This window comes from Roseomonas rosulenta (genome assembly GCF_016106005.1).
In the GTDB taxonomy this organism is placed as follows: Bacteria; Pseudomonadota; Alphaproteobacteria; order Acetobacterales; family Acetobacteraceae; genus Neoroseomonas; species Neoroseomonas rosulenta.
On sequence record NZ_JACADR010000020.1, the window covers coordinates 13,886 to 32,222 of the forward strand.

The window sequence follows — 18,337 nt, forward strand, 5'->3', positions numbered from 1 at the left end:
CCATGTCGCTCACCAACCAGCCCGATCCCGAGGAACGCCGGCGCGTCGTCGCGCAGGACCTGCAGAACGTCATGCACCCGATCCTCCAGCACAAGGCGCTGGAGAAGTCGCAGATGGTCGTGACCGGCGCGCGCGGTTCGACGATCACGGATGCCGACGGCACCAGCTACCTCGACGCCATGGCCGGTCTGTGGTGCGTGAACATCGGCTATGGCCGCACCGAGCTCGCGCAGATCGCCGCCGAGCAGATGGAGCAGATGGCCTACTACCCGCACACGGCCATGAACCTGCCCGCCGCGCGCCTGGGCGAGCAGATCAACACGCTGATGGGCGGCGACTACCACACCTATTTCGTGAACTCCGGCTCCGAGGCGAACGAGGCCGGGTTCAAGGTCGCGCGGCAGTACGCCAAGCACGAATTCCCCGGTCAGTTCCGCTTCAAGACCATCGCGCGGCACTACGCCTATCACGGCACGACGCTGGCCACGCTGGCGGCCGGCGGGATGGGCGAGCGCAAGATGAAGTTCGAACCCTTCGCGGGCGAGTTCATCCACGTGCCGGCGCCGACCTGCTACCGCTGCCCCTACGGCCTGGAATACCCCTCCTGCAAGACGGCCTGCGCCACCGCCTTCGAGGCGACGATCCTGGCCGAGGGACCGCAGACAGTCGCCGAGATCATCGTCGAACCCATCATGTCGGGCGTCGGCGTGGCGGTGCCGCCGGACGACTACCTGCCCAAGGTCGAGGCGATCTGCCGCAAGTACGACGTGCTGCTGCATGTCGATGAGGTGATCAACGGCTTCGGTCGAACCGGCAAGATGTTCGGCCACCAGCACTACGGCATCAGCCCCGACATCATGGCGGTGGCCAAGGGGATCGTCTCCGCCTACCTGCCGATCGCGGCCACCGTGGTGAAGAACCGCGTCTTCGAGAGCTTCCTCGGCGAGGTCGCGGAATCCCGCCAGGTGATGCAGGTGAACACCTATGGCGGCCATCCGGCGGCCGCGGCCGTCGCGGTGCGCAACATCGAGATCATGCTCGAGGAGAAGCTGCCCGAGCGCGCTGCCACCATGGGCGCCTACCTGATGGACAACCTGCGCGCCGCGCTCTGGAAGCACGGCATCGTGGGCGACATCCGCGGCAAGGGCCTGCTGATCGGCATCGAGCTGGTAACGGACCGTGAGAGCAAGATGCAGCTCGACGGCGCGCTGGTCGGCGGCGTGGTTGAATTCTGCAAGGCGAATGGCGTGATCGTCGGGCGCTCCGGCGGCGGGTCGCGGCATTCCAACACCATCGTGCTGTCGCCGCCGCTGGTGATCACGCGCACCGAATGCGACACGCTGGTCGAGGTGCTGGACCGCGCGCTGGGGCATATCGTCGCGAAGATGGCCGGCGCCGCCTGACCCAGCCGCTGCCGCGCATGCCCTGGGCGCTGCTCGCCGCAGCGTGCCTGGGCATGTTCGCCGCCTCCTCCAGCGGGACGACGCGCGCGCCCTTCCTGATCGACATGGCGCGCGACCTCGGCAGTTCCGTGCCGCTGGTCGCGAACCTGATGGCGATGACCTCGATCTCCTGGGGCATCACGTCCTTGATAGCAGGCGCGGGGTCGGATCGCTGGGGGCGGCGGCCCTTCCTGATCGGCGGGCCGATCGGGCTCGCGCTGTGCCTGGTGGCGGTGGCGGCCTCACCCGACTACTGGAGCGTGGCGCTCGCGGTGACGCTTGCCGGCGCCTGCGCGGGCGGCTTCACCGGCGTCATCATGACCGAGGCCTCGGCGCGCACGGTGGACCGCCAGCGCGGGCGCGCGCTGGGCTGGGTGATGGCGGGGCAGTCCTTGTCGCTGCTGGTGGGCGTGCCGCTCGCGGCCTGGGCGGGCGCGCATATCGGCTGGCGCGGCGTGAGCCTCTCGGTCGCAGGCATCGCGCTGCTCGCGGCATCCGGCCTGTTCGCCACGACACTGCGCCCCGCGGGGGAAGCACGCGCAGCGTCAGCTCGGCGGGCGAGCCTGCGCGGCGCGATGACCGGCCCGGTGCTGCGCCTGCTCGCAATGGGTGTGGCGGAGCGCGTCTGCTACGGCGTCGCCGTCGTGTACTTCGCGACCTTCCTGCAGGTGACCTACAACCTGTCGCCGGCGGGCGTGGCCATTCCGCTCGCGGTGATCGCACTCGGCAACATCCTCGGCACGGTGGTTGGCGGCCAGCTGGCCGACCGGCTGCCGAACCGGCTGCATGTCTTCGCTGTCGCGATGATGGGCTCCGCCGCGTTGGCGCTGCTGCTCTACGGGTGGGTGCCGGGTCTGGTCACCACCGTCGCGCTCGGTGTCGCGTATATCTTCGTCAATGCCGTCGCGCGGCCGTCCTTGATGGCGGCGCTCGCGAACGTGCCGGACGAGGTGCGCGGCACGGTGCTCGGCCTGAACGTGACCTCGGCCAGCTTCGGCTGGCTCGGCGCGACGGCCGTCGGCGGCTGGGTCATGGCGGGCTTCGGCTTCGGGGGATTCGGGCCGCTCGCTGCCGGCGCGGCGCTGACCGGCGTCGTTCTGGCGCTGGCGCGACGCTGAGCGGGGGTTGCGCAAACCGCGCAGCACGGGAACCATCCCCGCATGACCGAGAACTTCGATCCCATCAGCCTCGAGATCCACTGGTCTCGCCTCATCTCCATCGCCGACGAGGCCGCCACCGGCCTGTTGCGCACCGCCTTCTCCACCATCGTGCGCGAGTCGAACGACTTCGCCACCGTGCTGATGGACCGCAACGGCGACAGCGTGTCGGAGAACACGGGCGGCATCGCCTCCTTCTCCTGCATCCTGCCCAAGACCACGAAGCACTTCCTGCAGCGCTTCCCCGCCGAGACGTGGCGGCCGGGCGACTGCGTCATCACCAACGACCCCTGGCTCGCGACCGGGCATCTGCCGGACTTCACGGCGGTCACGCCGATCTTCCATCGCGGCGTCCTGGTTGGCTTCGCCGGATCGATCGCGCATTCGCCGGATGTCGGTGGCTCCCTCTGGTCGGCGGATTGCCGTGAGCTGTTCGAGGAAGGCATCCGCATCCCGCCCGCGCGCCTGTATCGCGAAGGCCAGCGCAACGAGGACCTGGTGGATGTGCTGCTGTCCAATGTGCGCGTGCCGCGCCAGGTGATGGGCGACCTCGAGGCGCAGGTGGTGGCGAACCAGGTCTGCGCGCGCGGCGTGGCGGAATTCCTCGGCGACACCGGCCTGCCGGACCTCCAGGGCCTGTCGCGCGCGCTGTCCACGCGCACCGACGCCGCGATGCGCCGCGCCATCGCGGCCCTGCCCGACGGCACCTGGCGCAGCACGCTGGAGGCCGATGGCTTCGACGAGGCGATCACGCGCATCGAATGCGAGGTCACTATCCGCGGCGACACCATGCACATCGACTATGCCGGCACCTCGCCGCAGGTCGATCGCGGCATCAACTGCGTGATGAACTACACGCACGCCTATTCGGTCTATCCGGTGAAATGCGCGCTCGATCCCTTCACGCCGCGCAACGAGGGGTCCTACCAGGCGATCACCGTGGCCGCGCCGGAGGGCAGCATCCTCAACCCCCGCTTTCCCGCGCCATGCAGCGCGCGGCAGCTCACCGGGCACCTGCTGGCCGGCGCGATCTACAAGGCGCTCGCGCCCGTCATGCCCGACCGAATCATCGGCGAATGTGGCGGCGCGCCGACCATGCGTGCGCTGTTCAGCGGCCATGATCGCGAGGGCGACCGCTTCTCGCAGGTGCTCTTCGCCTCAGGCGGGATGGGTGCTTCTCCGCACCGCGACGGGCTGCCGACCACCGCCTTCCCCACCAATGTCGGCGCCGGTTCCATCGAGGCCTATGAAAGCGTCGCGCCGCTGCTGGTCTGGAAGAAGCAGCTGCTGCCCGATTCCGGCGGCGCGGGGAAGTACCGCGGCGGGCTCGGCCAGGATGTCGAGATCGAGGTGCGCGCGCCCGATGCGGTGCGGCTTTCCTTGCTGTCGGACCGGCGGGACCATCCGGCGCAGGGCGTGCTCGGCGGCGGGCCCGGCGCGGCGGCGCTGATCGAACTCGCCGACGGGACCCGCCCGCATCCGAAGTCGCGCACCACTGTCGCGGCAGGCGCCCGGCTGCGCATGCACTATGCGGGTGGCGGCGGCTATGGCGACCCGCGCGAGCGCGATCCGGCCGCGCTCGCCGAGGATATCCGCAACGGCTACGTCACGCCCGAAGGGGCGGTGCGCGACTACGGGGCGAAGCCATGAGCGCGCCCGCCACCGCCCGCATCGGCGTCGATGTCGGCGGTACCTTCACCGACTTCGTGCTGCACGATCCGGCGCGCAACCTCGTCGCCACCGGCAAGCGCCTCACCACGCCGGACGATCCGTCCGAGGCCATCACCGCCGGCATCGCCCGGCTACTCGAGGAAACCGGCCTGCCGCCCGGCGCGCTGCATTCGGTGGTGCACGGCACGACACTGGTCACCAACACCATCATCGAGCGCACCGGCTGCAAGGTCGGCCTGCTGACCACCGAGGGTTTCCGCGATTCCATCGAGATCGGCAAGGAAACCCGCTACGACCTCTATGACCTGTTCCTCGAACCCGCGCCCACGCTGGTGCCGCGCGCGCTGCGCCTCGAAGTCCCGGGGCGGCTCGACGTGCAAGGGGCGGAGCTGAAGACGCTCGACGAGGCAGCGGTGCGCCGCCAAGCCGATGCGCTGGTCGCGGAGGGCGTCGACGCCATCGCCATCGGCTTCATGCATTCCTGGCGCGACGCGCGACACGAGCGCCGCGCGGCGGAGATCGTGCGCGCCGCGCATCCGGGACTCGCGCTGACTCTGTCGTCGTCGGTCGCACCGGAGATCCGCGAGTTCGAACGCATCTCCACAGCCTGCGCCAATGCCTATGTCCAGCCGCGCATGCTGCGCTACCTCGACCGGCTGGAAGCGCGCCTCGCGGAGATGGGCGTGACCGGCGCGCTGTACGTCATGCTCTCCGGCGGCGGCATCGCCTCCGTGCAGGAGGCGAAGGACTACCCGATCCGCCTGATCGAATCCGGCCCTGCAGCCGGCGCCATGGCGGCGTCGTGGCTGGCGAAGCAGGCCGGGCTCGACCACGTGGTCTCCTACGACATGGGCGGCACCACCGCGAAGATGTGCCTGATCGAGAACGGCGCGCCCGACCGCAAGTTCGAATTCGAGGCCGGCCGCGTGCGGCGCTTCCAGAAGGGCTCCGGCCTGCCGCTCAAGGTCAGCGTGGTCGACATGATCGAGATCGGCGCGGGTGGCGGGTCCATCGCGCGGGTCGAGGAAGGCTCCGGCCTCATGAAGGTGGGGCCGCGCAGCGCCGGCGCGAAGCCCGGGCCGATCTGCTACGGGCGCGGCGGCACGGAACCGACGGTGACCGACTCCGACCTTGTGCTCGGCCGGCTCGACCCGTCCTATTTCCTGGGCGGGGAGATGGCGCTCGACCTCGATGCGGTGAAGCGCGCCGTCACCGATCGCCTCGCCACCACGCTGCATGTCACGCCGGACGATGCCGCGCTCGGCATCCGCCGCATCGTGGACGAGACCATGGCGGCGGCCACGCGCATGCACCTGGCGGAGAAGGGCCGCGATCCGCGCCGTTACACGCTGATCGCCTTCGGCGGTGCCGGGCCGGTCCATGCCTGCGACCTGGCGCGGCTGCTCAAGATGAAGCGCGTGGTTGTGCCGCTCGGCGCCGGCGTGGCCTCCGCACTTGGCTTCCTGGTGGCACCGCCGGCGACCGACCTGGTGCGTTCCCTGGTCGGGCGGATCGAGCGCATCGACTGGGCGAAAGTGGCTTCGCTCTACGCCGAGATGGCGGAGGAAGCGCGCGCGCTGCTGACCGGCGCAGGGGCCGATCCCGCCACCATCGCATTCCGCCCTGCCGCCGACATGCGCTATGTCGGCCAGGGCTTCGAGATCCCGGTGCCGCTGCCGACCATGACGCCGACCGCGGCGGACCTCGACGCGATCCGCGAGTCCTTCCTCGCGTCCTATCGCGAACGCTTCGGCCGCGCGCTCGATGAACTGCCGATCGAGGCGCTGACCTGGCGCCTCGCTGCCGCCGCGCCCGGCCGCGACATCGACATGAAGGGGGCGAACGTGATCGAGGGCCGCACCGCACAGCGCGGCACGCGGCGCGCGCTGTTCGAACACGATGGCTGGCAGGATTGCGCGGTGATCGACCGCTACGCCCTCTCGCCCGGCACATCATTCGCCGGCCCGGCGCTGGTGGAGGAACGCGAATCCACCTGCGCCATACCGCCGGGCGCGAACGTCACGGTCGATGCGTTCCGCAACCTTGTCATCGACCTTCCGACCCCCCAGGAGGCCACGCCATGACCACGCTGCATCGCCGATCGCTGCTCGCGGCGACCCTCGCCGTGCCCGCGCTGCGCACGGCCTCCGGACAGGCGCCCTGGCCGGCGCGCCCGGTCACCATGGTGAATCCCTGGCCCGCCGGCGGGTCGTCGGACACCATGACGCGGCTTTTCGCGCAGCGCTTCACGCAGGTCTTCGGCCAGAACTTCGTGGTCGAGAACCGCGCCGGCGCATCCGGCACCATCGGCCACAACCACGTCGCGCAGCAGCGGCCCGACGGCTACACGCTGCTATTTGCGACCAACAGCACCTATGCCATCGCGCCGCACCTGATCAGCCCGCTGCCCTACGACAACCGCGCGGCCTTCACGGGCATCAGCCTTGTGGCGCGCACCGCGCAGGCGGTCTGCGTGCATCCGTCCGTGCCGGTGAACACGATCCAGGAGTTCCTCGCCTATGTCCGCGCGCGGCCCGGCGAGATCAACTTCTCCTCCGCAGGCATCGGCGCCACCAGCCACCTCGCGACCGAGTTGCTGATGGCCGCGGCGGGGCTGAACATGGTGCACGTACCCTATCGCGGAGGCGCGCCCTCGGCGCAGGCGGTTCTGGCGGGCGAGACCAGGATGTCCTTCATCGACGCCATCACCGCGCTGCCGCATCGCCAGGCCGGCACGCTGAAGCTGCTGGCCGTGAGCACCGCCACGCGATCCCCGCTCGCGCAGGATGTACCGACGCTGCAGGAGGCGGGCGTGGCGGGATTCGAATCCTCGACCGACATGGCGCTGATGGCGCCCGCGAACCTGCCGGAGGCGATCACCGCGCGACTTGCGGACGGCATACGCGCCGCGGTGACGGACCCGGCCTTCCGCCAGCAGATCATCGCGCAGGGCGCCGATCCGGTGGGCGGCAGCCCAGCCGAATTCTCCACCTACTGGACCGCGGAATCGGAAAAGTGGGGTACGCTCATACGCAGCCGCGGCATTCGCATGCCGGGCTGATCAGCGCGCCGGTCCTGCGGGCGGCACGGTCTGCGCGACGCTCGCTCGGCGTTGCGCCGCATCGAACAGCGCGGCCAGCGATGGGCGAGCGAGGCGCCAGGCGAAGACCGTGTGGCGCCGCTCGCAATATCCGAGCAACGCGACCAGTGCCAGCCAGGCAGCATCGCGCTGCGCGAAGCCGCCGGTCGCGACATCGCGCTCCAGCGCGTCGGCCACGCGCACCGCGCGCAGCGCTTCCAGGGCAATGACACCCGGCGAACGTTCATGCTCAGGCCGCCGCAGCTCGCGGTTCCACACCGCGATGCCGTCCATCATGCCGAGCACGCGCCCATAGGCCGCAAGCGCACGCGGCCGGTCCGCACCCGGCAGCAGCCGCTGCCCCGCCGGCACCAGCGCATCGAGGACCATGAGCACCGGCGTCGTCTCGGTGATGGCGGTGCCGTCGTCCAGCACCAGCGTCGGAACGCGCCCCACCGGGTTGAAAGGCAGCAGCACCGAGGCCGGGTCGCGCAGCGTCGCCTCCTCGACCGCAACGCGGTCCTGGAGGCCGAGCTCGATCACCGCCATTCGGGCGATGCGGGCATAGGGGGAACCTGGCGCGTGAAACAGTTTCATGGTGCCACGCTACCACCCTGCATTGACGCCGCCAGCCCGCTGCGCGAATCCAGGCGCATGATCGACACGCCCTTCGACCCCGCCGCCCATGGCTGGAAGCACCTGCGCTGGCACAATGACGGCTTCCCCGAGCTCGTCGGCCCCTTCTGGTCGAAGAAGGAGGGCGACCGCTGGGCCTATGGGCTGGTGGCCGAACCGCGGCACGGCAATGCGCATGGCATCATCCATGGCGGGATGCTGGTCACCTTCCTCGACCAGATCCTCGGTGCCACCTGCTGGGAGGCGGCGAATCGTGGGCCGGTCGTGACCATCCAGCTCAACACGCATTTCGTCTCCGGCGCGAAGGCGGGGGAATTTCTCGAAGCGCGCGGTGAGGCAGTGCGCGCCACGCGATCCGTGGTCTTCGTGCGCGGGCAGATCACGGTGGGTGAGCGCATCGTCGCCACCGCCGACGGCGTATGGAAGCGGCTGGGCACGCCCTGAGCGCCGGCGCCGCGGCCCGCATCCGGGCCGTCGCTTCAGAGTTTCCACCCCTGCGCACGAGACGCTACCCTGCCGGCAACAGCAAGGCAGGGAAGGAAGCGCCATGCGCAGCGCCGTCATCGTCTCGACCGCCCGTACGCCGATCGGGCGCGCCTATCGCGGCGCCTTCAACGATACCAATGCGCAGACCTTGGGCGGGCACGCGGTGCGCGCGGCGGTCGAGCGCGCGAGGCTGGACCCGGCCGAGGTCGAGGACGTGATCATGGGCGCCGCCCTCCAGCAGGGCTGCCAGGGATCGAATGTCGGGCGCCAGGTGGCGCTGGCCGCCGGGCTTCCGGACAGCGTGCCCGGCATGTCGCTCGACCGGCAATGCTCCTCCGGCCTCATGGCCATCGCGACCGCGGCAAAGCAGATCCTGCACGACGGCATGCAGGTCGCGGTCGGCGGCGGGCTGGAATCGATCTCGCTGGTGCAAAACGACAAGGCGAACTGGTTCCGCCGCGCGGATCCCGCGCTGATGGAGCGCGTACCGGCGCTCTACATGTCGATGCTCGAGACGGCCGAGATCGTCGCCGACCGCTACGACGTCAGCCGCGACGCGCAGGACGAATACGCCTTCGGCAGCCAGACGCGCACCGCCGCGGCCCAGGCACGCGGCGCCTTCGACGACGAGATCGTCCCGCTGCCTTCGGTGATGAAGCTGGTGAACCGCGACACCGGCGAGACCAAGGACGTGCCCACGACGCTGGCGCGCGACGAAGGCAACCGCGCCGACACCACGCTGGAAGGCCTGCAGTCGCTCAAGCCTGTCTTCAAGGACGGCATGGTGGTCAAGCAGGGGCGCTTCATCACCGCCGGCAATGCCAGCCAGCTCAGCGACGGCGCATCCGCCTGCGTGCTGATGGAGGAAACCGAGGCCTCGCGCCGCGGCCTGCATCCGCTGGGCGTCTATCGCGGCATGGCGGTGGCCGGCTGCGATCCGGGGGAGATGGGCATCGGGCCGGTCTTCGCGGTGCCGAAGCTGCTGGCGCAGCACGGGCTGACGATGGACGATATCGGCTTGTGGGAGCTGAACGAGGCCTTCGCCTGCCAGGTGATCTACTGCCGCGACCGCCTCGGCATCCCGCAGGAGAGGCTGAACGTGGATGGCGGCGCGATCTCGATCGGCCACCCCTACGGCATGTCGGGCGCGCGCATGGCCGGGCATGCGCTGATCGAGGGCAAGCGCCGTGGCGCGAAGTACGTGGTGGTGACGATGTGCGTCGGCGGCGGCCAGGGCGCGGCCGGCCTTTTCGAGGTGGCGTGAGGGGCGCGCAGCCCCCCACGCCTCCCGGTCAGTAGCGGTACTGCTCGGCCTTGAACGGCCCCTGCTGGCTGACGCCGATGTAGGACGCCTGCTGCGCCGTCATCTTGGTCAGCGTCGCACCCACCTTCGCCAGGTGCAGCGCGGCCACCTTCTCGTCGAGGTGCTTGGGCAGCACGTAGACCTTCTTCTCGTACTTGCCCGGGTTCGCCCAGAGCTCGATCTGCGCCAGCGTCTGGTTGGTGAACGACGCCGACATCACGAAGGACGGGTGTCCGGTGGCGTTGCCCAGGTTCACCAAGCGGCCTTCCGACAGCAGGATGATGCGCTTGCCGGTGGGGAACTCGATCTCGTCCACCTGCGGCTTCACGTTATCCCACTTGAAGTTGCGCAGGCCGGCAACCTGGATCTCGCTGTCGAAGTGGCCGATGTTGCACACGATGGCGCGGTGCTTCATCGCGCGCATGTGGTCGACGGTGATCACGTCCACGTTGCCGGTGGCGGTGACGAAGATGTCGGCCTGCGGGGCGGCCTGCTCCATCGTCACGACCTCGTAGCCTTCCATCGCGGCCTGCAGGGCGCAGATCGGATCGACCTCGCTGACCATCACGCGGCAGCCGGCATTGCGCAGCGATGCGGCGGAACCCTTGCCGACATCGCCGAAGCCGCAGACCATCGCGACCTTGCCGGCCATCATCACGTCGGTGCCGCGGCGGATCGCGTCCACCAGCGATTCACGGCAGCCGTACAGGTTGTCGAACTTCGACTTGGTGACGCTGTCGTTCACGTTGATGGCGGGAAACAGCAGCTTGCCTTCCTTCGCCATGTTATACAGGCGGTGCACGCCCGTCGTCGTCTCCTCCGAGACGCCGACGATGTTCTTCGCCAGCGTGGCGAACCAGCCCGGCTTGGTCTTCAGGCAGTCCTTGATCAGCGCGAAGAAGACTTCCTCTTCCTCGTTGGTCGGCTTCTCCAGGAAGGCGACGTCGCCCTGCTCAGCGCGCAGGCCGTAATGGACCAGCAGCGTCATGTCGCCGCCGTCGTCGAGCAGCACATTCGGCGTGCCGCCATCGGCCCATTCCAGGGTGCGCTTCACGTACTGCCAGTATTCCGGCAGCGTCTCGCCCTTCACGGCGAAGACAGGCGTGCCGGTCGCGGCGATCGCGGCCGCCGCGTGGTCCTGCGTGGAGAAGATGTTGCACGACGACCAGCGCACATCGGCGCCGAGGTGCTTCAGCGTCTCGATCAGCACCGCGGTCTGGATGGTCATGTGCAGGCAGCCCGCGACGCGCGCGCCCTTGAGCGGCTGGGTCGGGCCGTATTCGGCGCGCACCGCCATCAGGCCGGGCATCTCGTCCTCGGCCATCGAGATCTCCTTGCGGCCCCAGCCGGCCAGGGAGAGGTCTTTCACGACGTAATCGGTGGCAGCGGACATGCGCTTGGGTCTCTCTTGTCTGTCTGAGTGTGCGCGGCGGGTAGCACGCAGCGGCGCCGGAGACCAGTGGCGCTGACGAGATATAAGAATATCTTTATACTACCTGGGCCGTAGCGGCTGCCCTATCGCGCGGCCCCGATTGACGGCCAGCGGCCGCCGCCGCGCCGCCGCGGTCTTCAGCCCCGCCGCATCGAGCCCTGCGCCGCGCGATCCTCCTCCTGATCGTCCCGGCCAGGTGCCACGACAGCCTCGGCCCGCAGCGGGCGATCCCCGCGGCAATAGGCGCCGCCAGGCGTCTCGGCCACCGCGGAGAGCGGCGCCAGCCAGATGGCGAAGAGCCCGGTCACGGCGGCGCGGCGGATGTGGCGCATCGGGTCTGCCTTTCCTTGTCCCATGCCGAAGCCTCGCCACCCCGCGCGGCGAGGAGGGGGCGCGACGGAGGCACAATCAAGGCGTTGCGTTACGCGCTTATGTCAGCGGACGAGCCGGGTGAAACATTTCACGCCCGCTCCGTCACGCCCTCCGCGAAGCCCGCCACGAGCTCGCGGATCCGGGCCGGATCGCTCTGTTCCATCACGCGCCGCGCAAACCGCGCACAGTCGCCGATATCCAGGGCACGCACCGCCTGCTTCACCCGCGGAATGGCGGACGCATTCATCGAGAAGGTCCGCACGCCGAGCCCCAGCAGCAGCGGCGTCAGCAGCGGGTTGCCCGCCATCTCGCCGCAGATCGACACCGGCATGCGCAGCCGCAGCGCGGCTTCCGTCGCGAACTGCACCAGCCGCAGCACCGCCGGGTGCAGCGGGTCGTACAGGTGCGACACCTCCGCCTCAGCCCGGTCGACCGCCAGCGTGTACATGGCCAGGTCGTTGGTCCCGATGGCGAAGAAATCCGCCTCAAGCGCGATGGCGTCCGCGGCCAGCGCCGCACCGGGCGTCTCGATCATCACGCCGAGCGGCGGCAGCTTCTCCGGCAGGCGTTCGCCGCGCCGGCGCAGGCGGCGCGCCACGCGCTCGTAGATCTCGCGCGCCTGGCGCACCTCCTCGGGCACCGTCACCATCGGCAGCAGCAGGCGCACATTGCCGTCGGCACCGGCGGCAGCCACGCGCAGCACGGCGGCGAACTGCACCTCCAGCAATTCGGGACGCTTCAGCAGCATGCGGAGCCCGCGCAGGCCCAGCGCCGGGTTGCCGCCGGCATGGACCGGCACCACGCCCTCAGCCAGCGCCTCCATGTCCTTCTCGCCGCCCCAGTCGAGCACGCGGATGGTGACCGGCTGGCCCTCCATCGCCTCGACCACCTGGGTATAGGCCTCGACCTGGGCGTCCTCGTCGGGCAGGTCCTCGCGGTTCATGAACAGGAACTCGGTGCGCAGCAGCCCGATGCCCTGCGCACCGGCCTGCGCGATCAGCGGCAGCTCCTGCGGGATCTCGAGGTTCGCCTGCAGTTCCACCTGCTCGCCATCGGTGGTCTCGGCCGGCAGGCGGCGCAGCTTGGACAGCTTGGTGCGCTCGCGCGCGAAGGCCGCGAGCCGGTCCTTCGCCTCGGCCAGGGTCGCCGCGGAGGGATGCAGCACCACCCGCCCGGTCGCGCCATCCAGCACGGCCGGGTCACCGCGCTCCGCCGCCTCGGTCAGCCCATGGGCGCCGAGCACCGCCGGGATGCCGAGCGCGCGCAGCATGATGGCGGTATGGCCATCTGCGCCGCCTTCCTCGGTCGCCACGCCTGCGATCCGCGACGGATCGAGCAGCGCCGCGTCGGCCGGCGTGAGCTCCTCCGCCACCAGGATGCAGCCTTCCGGCAGGTCCTTGAGGCTGCGGAAGGGTGTCGCGGTCAGGTTGCGCACCAGGCGCCGCGCGATGTCGCGCACCTCGGCCGCACGGCGCGCGAGCCCCGCCTTGTCGTCGTCCTTGATCGCCTGGATGGCGGCGATGATGCCCTCCGCCTCGGCAGCCACGGCTGTCTCGGCGCCGAGCAACTCGGCCTCGATCCGCTTGCGCGCGCCGCGGATCAGCCGCGAGTTGCCAAGCATCATCAGGTGGGCGTCGAGCAGCGGGGAGATCTCCTCCTGCGCTTCCTCGGGCAGCACGCCGATGCGGGTCTTGAGCTTGCCGATCTGCTTGCGGGAGAAGGCGATGGCGGCGTTCAGCTTGTGCCGCTCCGCCTCGATGGCCTCCGCCGCGATGCGCCGGCGCGGTGCCTCGGCCGGCGGATCGGAGGTGTCGAAGACCGGGCCGATCGCAACGCCGGGGGACACCGCGATCCCCGGGATCGCGACCTCGCGGCCCTTGGCCTTCGCCTTGGACTTCGACGGGTCAGTCTTCATGGAAGCCGGCCTCGACCAGGCCGGCGACCGCCTCGAGCGCTTCCTTGGCGTCCCAGCCCTCGGCCTCGATCATGATCTCGGCGCCCTGGCCGGCACCCAGCATCATGAGCCCCATGATGGAGCAGGCCGGCACGCTCTCGCCGTTGCGCAGCACGTTGACGCAGGCGGAATAGCGTTCGGCCATGGTCACCAGCTTGGCGGCGGCGCGGGCATGCAGGCCGCGGCTATTCGGGATCACCACGGCGCGCCGCAGAACCAGGCCCGAGGGGCCGGGGTCGCAGCCGCAGCCATCGGCAGCGATGCCGTCGTCGGTCCGGGCGTCGGGCCGCTCGCTCATTGGCCGCCTCCTCCATTGGGACGCGTCGGCGCGCCTGCCGCCACATCCTTGCCGCTCGCGATGTATTTCCGGCCCGCGGCCATGGCGTGGTCCACCGCCTCGGCCAGGGGCTCGGAACCGCGCAGCTTGGCCAGCTTGACCAGCAGCGGCAGGTTGACGCCGGCCAGGACCTCGACCGGCCGGCCGGGGCCGGTCATCTGCATGGCCAGGTTGGAGGGCGTGCCGCCGAACATGTCGGTCAGCACCACCACGCCATCGCCCTGGTCGACGGAGTCGATCGAACGCCGGATATCGGCGCGCGTGTGCTCCATGTCGTCCTCGGGGCCGATGCAGACCGTCGCCACCGCCTGCTGCGGGCCGACCACGTGCTCCATGGCATGCCGAAGCTCCTCGGCCAGGCGGCCATGGGTGACCAGAACCATTCCGATCATGATACCTGTGTCAGGGCCTCCCGCCCCGCTTCGCGGCCGGCGGCGTGCCCCCCGTCCCGGGGTGCCGGCGCCGCAACGGCCGTCAGCTCGCGGTGGAAGAGGTCCACCCGCCAGCCTTGGGAAAGCAAATGGTGCGCCAGGCGCTCGGCTGCCAGGACCGAGCGGTGCTTCCCGCCGGTGCAGCCGAGCGCGATGGTCAGGTACTTCTTCCCCTCCTGTGCGTAGCGGGGCAAGAGCGGGCCGAGCATCTCGGTCATGCAGCGCATGAAGGGCGCGAAGTCGGGGTCTGCCTCGATGTAGGCGGCCACCGCCGCGTCCCGCCCGGTCAGGGGCCGCAGCGCGTCGACATAGTGCGGGTTGCGCAGGAAGCGCAGGTCGAAGACCAGGTCGGCCTCGCGCGGGAGACCCTTGGGAAAGGCAAAGGACATCACCGACACGCCCATCCCCGCCGCGCCCTCGATCCCGAAGCGGCGCTCGATCATGCGGCGCAGTTCGGGCAGCGGAAGGTCGGAGGTATCGACCAGCATCTCGGCCGTCTCGCGCAGCGGGGCCAGCAGCGCCGCCTCGCGCGCGATGCCGTCGGCGACGTTGTGGCCGAGTGGCCCGCCCGGGGCCAGCGGGTGGCGCCGCCGCGTCTCGGTAAAGCGGCGCAGCAGCACCTCCGAATCGGCGGTGGCGAAGACCAGCGTGGCGGTGATGTCCGGGCGCTGCCGCAGCCGATCGAGCAGCCGCAGCGCCGTCGGCGCGTCGAAGTCCCGCGTCCGGCTGTCCACCCCGGCGGCCAGCGGCTGCCCGCCATCGCCGACCAGCGCCTCCAGAACCGACAGCGGCGGGTTGTCCACCGTCTCGTAGCCGAGATCCTCCAGCACGCGCAGGATCGAGGCCTTCCCGGCCCCGGACAGCCCGGTCACCAGCACGACCTGGCGGCGCGCGGGCTGGGCCATGTCCATCAGGCCGCGAAGGCCCCGGCACGCTGGGCGCGCAGGCCGAGCGCGGCATCCAGCGCCCAGGCCAGCTTGTCGCAGGCCGAAGCCTCGAAGGCGTGCAGGGCGATGCGCGGCACGCCGGCGGGCGGCCAGGCGGCGGGCATCGGCAGCCGGGCCATGCCATCGGCCGCCACCAGTTCCACCGCCAGCGCCAGCGTGGCGTCATCGGCCACCGGCAGGCCCTCGAATATGCCGAGGCCGCGGACCTCCAGCAGGCCGCGCAGCGGCTCTGGCGCACGCACGGCGCGGCCCTCCAGAACCACCTGGTCGTCGGCGACCAGCGTAAAGCCCCGGCCGATCAGGCGCAGCGCGAGGTCGGACTTGCCGGCGCCGGGGGGGCCCAGCACCAGAACCGCCGATCCGGCGCGCGCAACGCAGCTTCCGTGGATACGCATCCCAGCACGGTCATCCCGTCACGCCGCGGACCATGGCAGAAATGGGACACCCGGAAAAGCGTCGGCTCGAAAGCGCCGCCCGATGGACGCCGGGCAGGGCCGGTGCCACCTTCCGGCCCATGCCGACCCAGGACGACATCCGCGCCGCCGCCGAACGCATCGCCCCGCATGTCCGGCGCACGCCGGTCATCCGCATCGCGCCCGCCGAGACCGGCCTCGAGAACCCGCTGGTGCTCAAGCTCGAGCAGCTGCAGGTGACGGGGTCGTTCAAGCCGCGCGGCGCCTTCAACCGCATCCTGTCCGCGCAGGTGCCCCCGGCCGGGGTGGTTGCGGCCTCGGGCGGCAACCACGGCCTGGCCGTGGCGCACGCGGCGCAGGTGCTCAAGATCAAGGCCGAGATCTTCGTCCCGGAGATCACGCCCGAGGCCAAGCGCGCGCGCATCGCCGCCACCGGCGCCACGCTGACCGTGGGCGGTGCCGCCTATGACGAGGCGCGCCAGGCCTCCGAGGCCCGCGCCGCCGAGACCGGCGCGCTGGTCGTCCATGCCTATGACCAGGAACCTGTGCTGGCCGGCCAGGGCACCGTCGCGATGGAGCTCGAGGCGGATGCGCCGGACCTGACCCACGTGGCGGTGGCGGCGGGCGGTGGCGGGCTCTATGGCGGCATGGCGTCCTGGTATCGCGACCGCGCCACCCTCGTGATCGTCGAGCCGGAGGAGTGCCCGACCCTGTTCATGGCCGGCATGACCGGCCAGCCGATGGACGTGCCCTCGGGCGGGATCGCGGCCGACAGCCTGGGCGCGCGCCGTGCCGGCGCGCTCGCCTTCGACATCATGATGGAGCATGGCGCCCGCTGCGTGGTGCTGCAGGACGACGCGATCCGCCGCGCGCAGCGCTGGCTGTGGGACAAGCTGCGGGTGGTGGCCGAACCGGGCGGCACGACCGCCCTGGCCGCGGTGCTGAGCGGTGCCTTCGCCCCGCCCAAGGGTGCGCGGATCGGCGTGGTGGTGTGCGGTGCGAATTGCGACCCGGGATCCGTGGTCGCCTGACTCGCCGACGCGCCCGCACCCTTTGGCAAGCGCGCCGCGGCGGATAGATTGCAGCGGATGCGAAGGATGCCCTGCCCCATGATCGGACGTCGTGGCGTGGTTGGACTTGGCCTGGCGATCGCGCCTGCCCTGGCGCGGGCGCAGGGCACCTGGCCCGAGCGGCAGGTCCGCCTCGTGGTCGGCTATCCGGCGGGCGGCCCATCGGATGTCTTCGCCCGGCTGCTGGCGGCGCAGATGGCCCCACGGCTCGGGCAGCCGGTGGTGATCGAGAACCGCCCCGGCGGCGGCGCCGTCCTGGCCAGCGAGACCGCGGCGCGCGCACCGGCGGATGGGCATGTCTGGATGCACGTGGACAACGGCATCCTGGTCTACAATCCGGCACTCTATGCGCGCCTGCCCTACGACCCCGACCGCGACTTCGCCGGCGTGGGCTTCATCGGGCGCTTCCCGCTCTACATCGTGTGCCGGGCCGATGCGCCCTTCGCGGATTTCGCCGCCCTGCTCGCCGCATCGCGCAGCCAGCCGCCGAGCTACGGCACGCCGGCCGTGGCCTCGCCGCACCACTTGGCGATGGAACTGGTCAAGCGGCGCTCGGGCCTGGCGGCGGAGCACGTGCCTTATCGTGGCGGCCAGGCGGCGATGCAGGACCTGCTGGGCGGCAATCTCGACCTCGTGATGATCGACACCGCCACCGGCCTGCCCTTCATCCGCGACGGGCGGGTGCGCGCGCTGGCCGTGCTGAGCGAGGCGCGCACCGCCGAGGCCCCGGCCGTGCCGACCCTGCGGGAACTGGGCCACGACGCCATCGCGGTGGGCTGGCAGGGCATCAGCGTGCCGCGCGGGGTGCCCGCGCCGGTGGTGGCGCGGCTGAATGCCGAACTGGTGCGCGCGGTGGCGTCGGAGGAGGTGCAGTCGCGCACCCGGGCGCTCGGCATCCAGACCACCGGCTGGTCGGCGGCCGAGTTCGAGGCTTTCGTCGCCGCCGAGAACGCGCTGTGGCGACCGCTGATCCGCGAGCTTGGCATCCGCCTCGACTCTTGACCCGGCGCGCCGACCTGCCCAACTTCGCGCCATGACACGGCGAGCCTGGATCCTGGCCCTGCTGGCCAGCGCGACAACCCTGCCGGCGGCTGCCTCGGAAGGTGCGGTGCAGCGCAGCGGCCGCGCGGTGGAGCGGACGGCCAAGCGCACCGGCGCGGCGATCGAACGGGGGGCACAGCGCACCGGATCGGCGCTGGAACGCGCGGCCGAATGGACCGGGCGGCGGCTGCGCCGCGCCGGCGAATGGGCCTTCGGGAACTGAGCGACCGAGGATGTCGTGCCCCGGCCGCGTGGCGGTCATGCCTCGTTCATCCTTCGCGTGGTCGATAGGCGCCTGCACCGCCCTGTTGTCGCCAGCCGGGCGCGGCATCACCTGCCACACGCCGGCGCGCAGGCGCCGGGCTTCCGCCGGAGATCCAGGATGCGCGTGATCCCTGTCGCCTTCCTTTTCGCCTTGGCCGCGGCGCCCGTGCTGGCGCAGGGCGCGGGCAGCCTGCCGCCGCCGGTGCCAGTGCCCTCGCCGCCGTCCGCAACCGCGCCGAACGACGCCGCGCCGGCCCGCCAGCCGGGCATGGGGCAGAGACCGGAAGAGCACACGCCCGAGC

19 protein-coding genes are annotated in these 18,337 nt (G+C 70.9%); 11 read left to right on the forward strand and 8 right to left on the reverse strand.

From position 1 onward, the window contains the following. The first annotated feature begins 2 nt into the window (after nt 1–2). The 5 genes from HW578_RS04945 to HW578_RS04965 are packed head-to-tail and all read left to right on the forward strand — an operon-like array spanning nt 3 to nt 7,331. Nucleotides 3–1,403 (forward strand): aminotransferase, encoded by a 1,401-nt coding sequence (locus HW578_RS04945; RefSeq protein ID WP_198369434.1) that lies wholly within the window; start codon nt 3–5, stop codon nt 1,401–1,403. Nucleotides 1,404–1,420: 17 nt separating this feature from the next. After that, on the forward strand, nt 1,421–2,560 hold the full coding sequence (locus tag HW578_RS04950) for an MFS transporter (protein ID WP_198369435.1): 1,140 nt from the start codon (nt 1,421–1,423) through the stop codon (nt 2,558–2,560). 42 nt (nt 2,561–2,602) lie between these two features. Further along, nucleotides 2,603–4,249: a hydantoinase B/oxoprolinase family protein gene (locus HW578_RS04955; protein ID WP_198369436.1), complete on the forward strand. Its 1,647-nt coding sequence runs from the start codon at nt 2,603–2,605 to the stop codon at nt 4,247–4,249. Next, nucleotides 4,246–6,354: a hydantoinase/oxoprolinase family protein gene (locus HW578_RS04960; protein WP_198369437.1), complete on the forward strand. Its 2,109-nt coding sequence runs from the start codon at nt 4,246–4,248 to the stop codon at nt 6,352–6,354. The genes HW578_RS04955 and HW578_RS04960 overlap by 4 nt, the downstream gene beginning before the upstream one ends. Next, nucleotides 6,351–7,331: a Bug family tripartite tricarboxylate transporter substrate binding protein gene (locus HW578_RS04965; RefSeq protein ID WP_198369438.1), complete on the forward strand. Its 981-nt coding sequence runs from the start codon at nt 6,351–6,353 to the stop codon at nt 7,329–7,331. The genes HW578_RS04960 and HW578_RS04965 overlap by 4 nt, the downstream gene beginning before the upstream one ends. Here HW578_RS04965 and HW578_RS04970 read toward each other — a convergent pair whose 3' ends face one another. Continuing rightward, nucleotides 7,332–7,946, reverse strand: a complete 615-nt coding sequence (locus HW578_RS04970) for a glutathione S-transferase family protein (protein WP_198369439.1) — start codon at nt 7,944–7,946, stop codon at nt 7,332–7,334. A 57-nt stretch (nt 7,947–8,003) separates the two neighbouring features. On the opposite strand from HW578_RS04970, the gene HW578_RS04975 reads away from it, so the two are divergent. Next, the gene (locus tag HW578_RS04975; protein ID WP_198369440.1) at nt 8,004–8,429 is read left to right on the forward strand and encodes a PaaI family thioesterase; all 426 of its coding nucleotides are present in this window, start codon (nt 8,004–8,006) and stop codon (nt 8,427–8,429) included. 103 nt (nt 8,430–8,532) lie between these two features. Next, nucleotides 8,533–9,735, forward strand: a complete 1,203-nt coding sequence (locus HW578_RS04980; protein WP_198369441.1) for an acetyl-CoA C-acyltransferase — start codon at nt 8,533–8,535, stop codon at nt 9,733–9,735. A 28-nt stretch (nt 9,736–9,763) separates the two neighbouring features. On the opposite strand, the gene ahcY is transcribed toward HW578_RS04980, so the two are convergent. The 7 genes from ahcY to HW578_RS05015 all read right to left on the reverse strand — a co-directional run bounded on the left by ahcY (nt 9,764) and on the right by HW578_RS05015 (nt 15,642). Next, nucleotides 9,764–11,167: an adenosylhomocysteinase gene (gene ahcY / locus HW578_RS04985; RefSeq protein WP_198369442.1), complete on the reverse strand. Its 1,404-nt coding sequence runs from the start codon at nt 11,165–11,167 to the stop codon at nt 9,764–9,766. A gap of 176 nt (nt 11,168–11,343) precedes the next feature. Then, complete coding sequence (locus tag HW578_RS04990) at nt 11,344–11,538, reverse strand: hypothetical protein (RefSeq protein ID WP_198369443.1); 195 nt, start codon at nt 11,536–11,538, stop codon at nt 11,344–11,346. A gap of 128 nt (nt 11,539–11,666) precedes the next feature. Continuing rightward, nucleotides 11,667–13,493 carry a phosphoenolpyruvate--protein phosphotransferase gene (gene ptsP / locus HW578_RS04995; protein WP_198369444.1) on the reverse strand — a complete coding sequence of 609 codons (1,827 nt, stop codon included), beginning with the start codon at nt 13,491–13,493 and terminating at the stop codon, nt 11,667–11,669. Beyond that, complete coding sequence (locus tag HW578_RS05000) at nt 13,483–13,830, reverse strand: HPr family phosphocarrier protein (RefSeq protein ID WP_198369445.1); 348 nt, start codon at nt 13,828–13,830, stop codon at nt 13,483–13,485. The genes ptsP and HW578_RS05000 overlap by 11 nt, the downstream gene beginning before the upstream one ends. Next, nucleotides 13,827–14,261, reverse strand: coding sequence for a PTS sugar transporter subunit IIA (locus HW578_RS05005; protein ID WP_198369446.1), 435 nt, complete (start codon nt 14,259–14,261; stop codon nt 13,827–13,829). The genes HW578_RS05000 and HW578_RS05005 overlap by 4 nt, the downstream gene beginning before the upstream one ends. Further along, nucleotides 14,258–15,205 (reverse strand): RNase adapter RapZ, encoded by a 948-nt coding sequence (gene rapZ, locus HW578_RS05010; protein WP_198369447.1) that lies wholly within the window; start codon nt 15,203–15,205, stop codon nt 14,258–14,260. The genes HW578_RS05005 and rapZ overlap by 4 nt, the downstream gene beginning before the upstream one ends. A gap of 5 nt (nt 15,206–15,210) precedes the next feature. Further along, nucleotides 15,211–15,642, reverse strand: a complete 432-nt coding sequence (locus HW578_RS05015) for an HPr kinase/phosphorylase (RefSeq protein ID WP_198369448.1) — start codon at nt 15,640–15,642, stop codon at nt 15,211–15,213. A gap of 119 nt (nt 15,643–15,761) precedes the next feature. Between HW578_RS05015 and HW578_RS05020 the strand changes: the two genes are divergently transcribed. The 4 genes from HW578_RS05020 to HW578_RS27695 form a co-directional block, all read left to right on the forward strand. Continuing rightward, nucleotides 15,762–16,691, forward strand: coding sequence for a threonine/serine dehydratase (locus HW578_RS05020; RefSeq protein ID WP_198369449.1), 930 nt, complete (start codon nt 15,762–15,764; stop codon nt 16,689–16,691). 78 nt (nt 16,692–16,769) lie between these two features. Further along, on the forward strand, nt 16,770–17,732 hold the full coding sequence (locus tag HW578_RS05025; RefSeq protein WP_198369450.1) for a Bug family tripartite tricarboxylate transporter substrate binding protein: 963 nt from the start codon (nt 16,770–16,772) through the stop codon (nt 17,730–17,732). A gap of 31 nt (nt 17,733–17,763) precedes the next feature. Further along, nucleotides 17,764–17,994 carry a hypothetical protein gene (locus HW578_RS05030; protein WP_198369451.1) on the forward strand — a complete coding sequence of 77 codons (231 nt, stop codon included), beginning with the start codon at nt 17,764–17,766 and terminating at the stop codon, nt 17,992–17,994. A gap of 159 nt (nt 17,995–18,153) precedes the next feature. Further along, the coding region (locus HW578_RS27695) for a hypothetical protein (protein ID WP_232478681.1) at nt 18,154–18,337 on the forward strand (184 nt) is incomplete at its 3' end.

Coding starts and splice junctions, on each gene's coding strand:
- HW578_RS05020 (WP_198369449.1), top strand. CDS start 15,762: ATGCCGACCCAGGACGACATCCGCGCCGCCGCCGAACGCATCGCCCCG.
- HW578_RS05005 (WP_198369446.1), bottom strand. CDS start 14,261: ATGATCGGAATGGTTCTGGTCACCCATGGCCGCCTGGCCGAGGAGCTT.
- HW578_RS04945 (WP_198369434.1), top strand. CDS start 3: ATGTCGCTCACCAACCAGCCCGATCCCGAGGAACGCCGGCGCGTCGTC.
- HW578_RS05030 (WP_198369451.1), top strand. CDS start 17,764: ATGACACGGCGAGCCTGGATCCTGGCCCTGCTGGCCAGCGCGACAACC.
- ptsP (WP_198369444.1), bottom strand. CDS start 13,493: ATGAAGACTGACCCGTCGAAGTCCAAGGCGAAGGCCAAGGGCCGCGAG.
- HW578_RS05000 (WP_198369445.1), bottom strand. CDS start 13,830: ATGAGCGAGCGGCCCGACGCCCGGACCGACGACGGCATCGCTGCCGAT.
- HW578_RS04960 (WP_198369437.1), top strand. CDS start 4,246: ATGAGCGCGCCCGCCACCGCCCGCATCGGCGTCGATGTCGGCGGTACC.
- HW578_RS04990 (WP_198369443.1), bottom strand. CDS start 11,538: ATGCGCCACATCCGCCGCGCCGCCGTGACCGGGCTCTTCGCCATCTGG.
- HW578_RS04965 (WP_198369438.1), top strand. CDS start 6,351: ATGACCACGCTGCATCGCCGATCGCTGCTCGCGGCGACCCTCGCCGTG.
- rapZ (WP_198369447.1), bottom strand. CDS start 15,205: ATGGCCCAGCCCGCGCGCCGCCAGGTCGTGCTGGTGACCGGGCTGTCC.
- HW578_RS04980 (WP_198369441.1), top strand. CDS start 8,533: ATGCGCAGCGCCGTCATCGTCTCGACCGCCCGTACGCCGATCGGGCGC.
- HW578_RS05025 (WP_198369450.1), top strand. CDS start 16,770: ATGATCGGACGTCGTGGCGTGGTTGGACTTGGCCTGGCGATCGCGCCT.
- ahcY (WP_198369442.1), bottom strand. CDS start 11,167: ATGTCCGCTGCCACCGATTACGTCGTGAAAGACCTCTCCCTGGCCGGC.
- HW578_RS04950 (WP_198369435.1), top strand. CDS start 1,421: ATGCCCTGGGCGCTGCTCGCCGCAGCGTGCCTGGGCATGTTCGCCGCC.
- HW578_RS04975 (WP_198369440.1), top strand. CDS start 8,004: ATGATCGACACGCCCTTCGACCCCGCCGCCCATGGCTGGAAGCACCTG.
- HW578_RS04970 (WP_198369439.1), bottom strand. CDS start 7,946: ATGAAACTGTTTCACGCGCCAGGTTCCCCCTATGCCCGCATCGCCCGA.
- HW578_RS05015 (WP_198369448.1), bottom strand. CDS start 15,642: ATGCGTATCCACGGAAGCTGCGTTGCGCGCGCCGGATCGGCGGTTCTG.
- HW578_RS04955 (WP_198369436.1), top strand. CDS start 2,603: ATGACCGAGAACTTCGATCCCATCAGCCTCGAGATCCACTGGTCTCGC.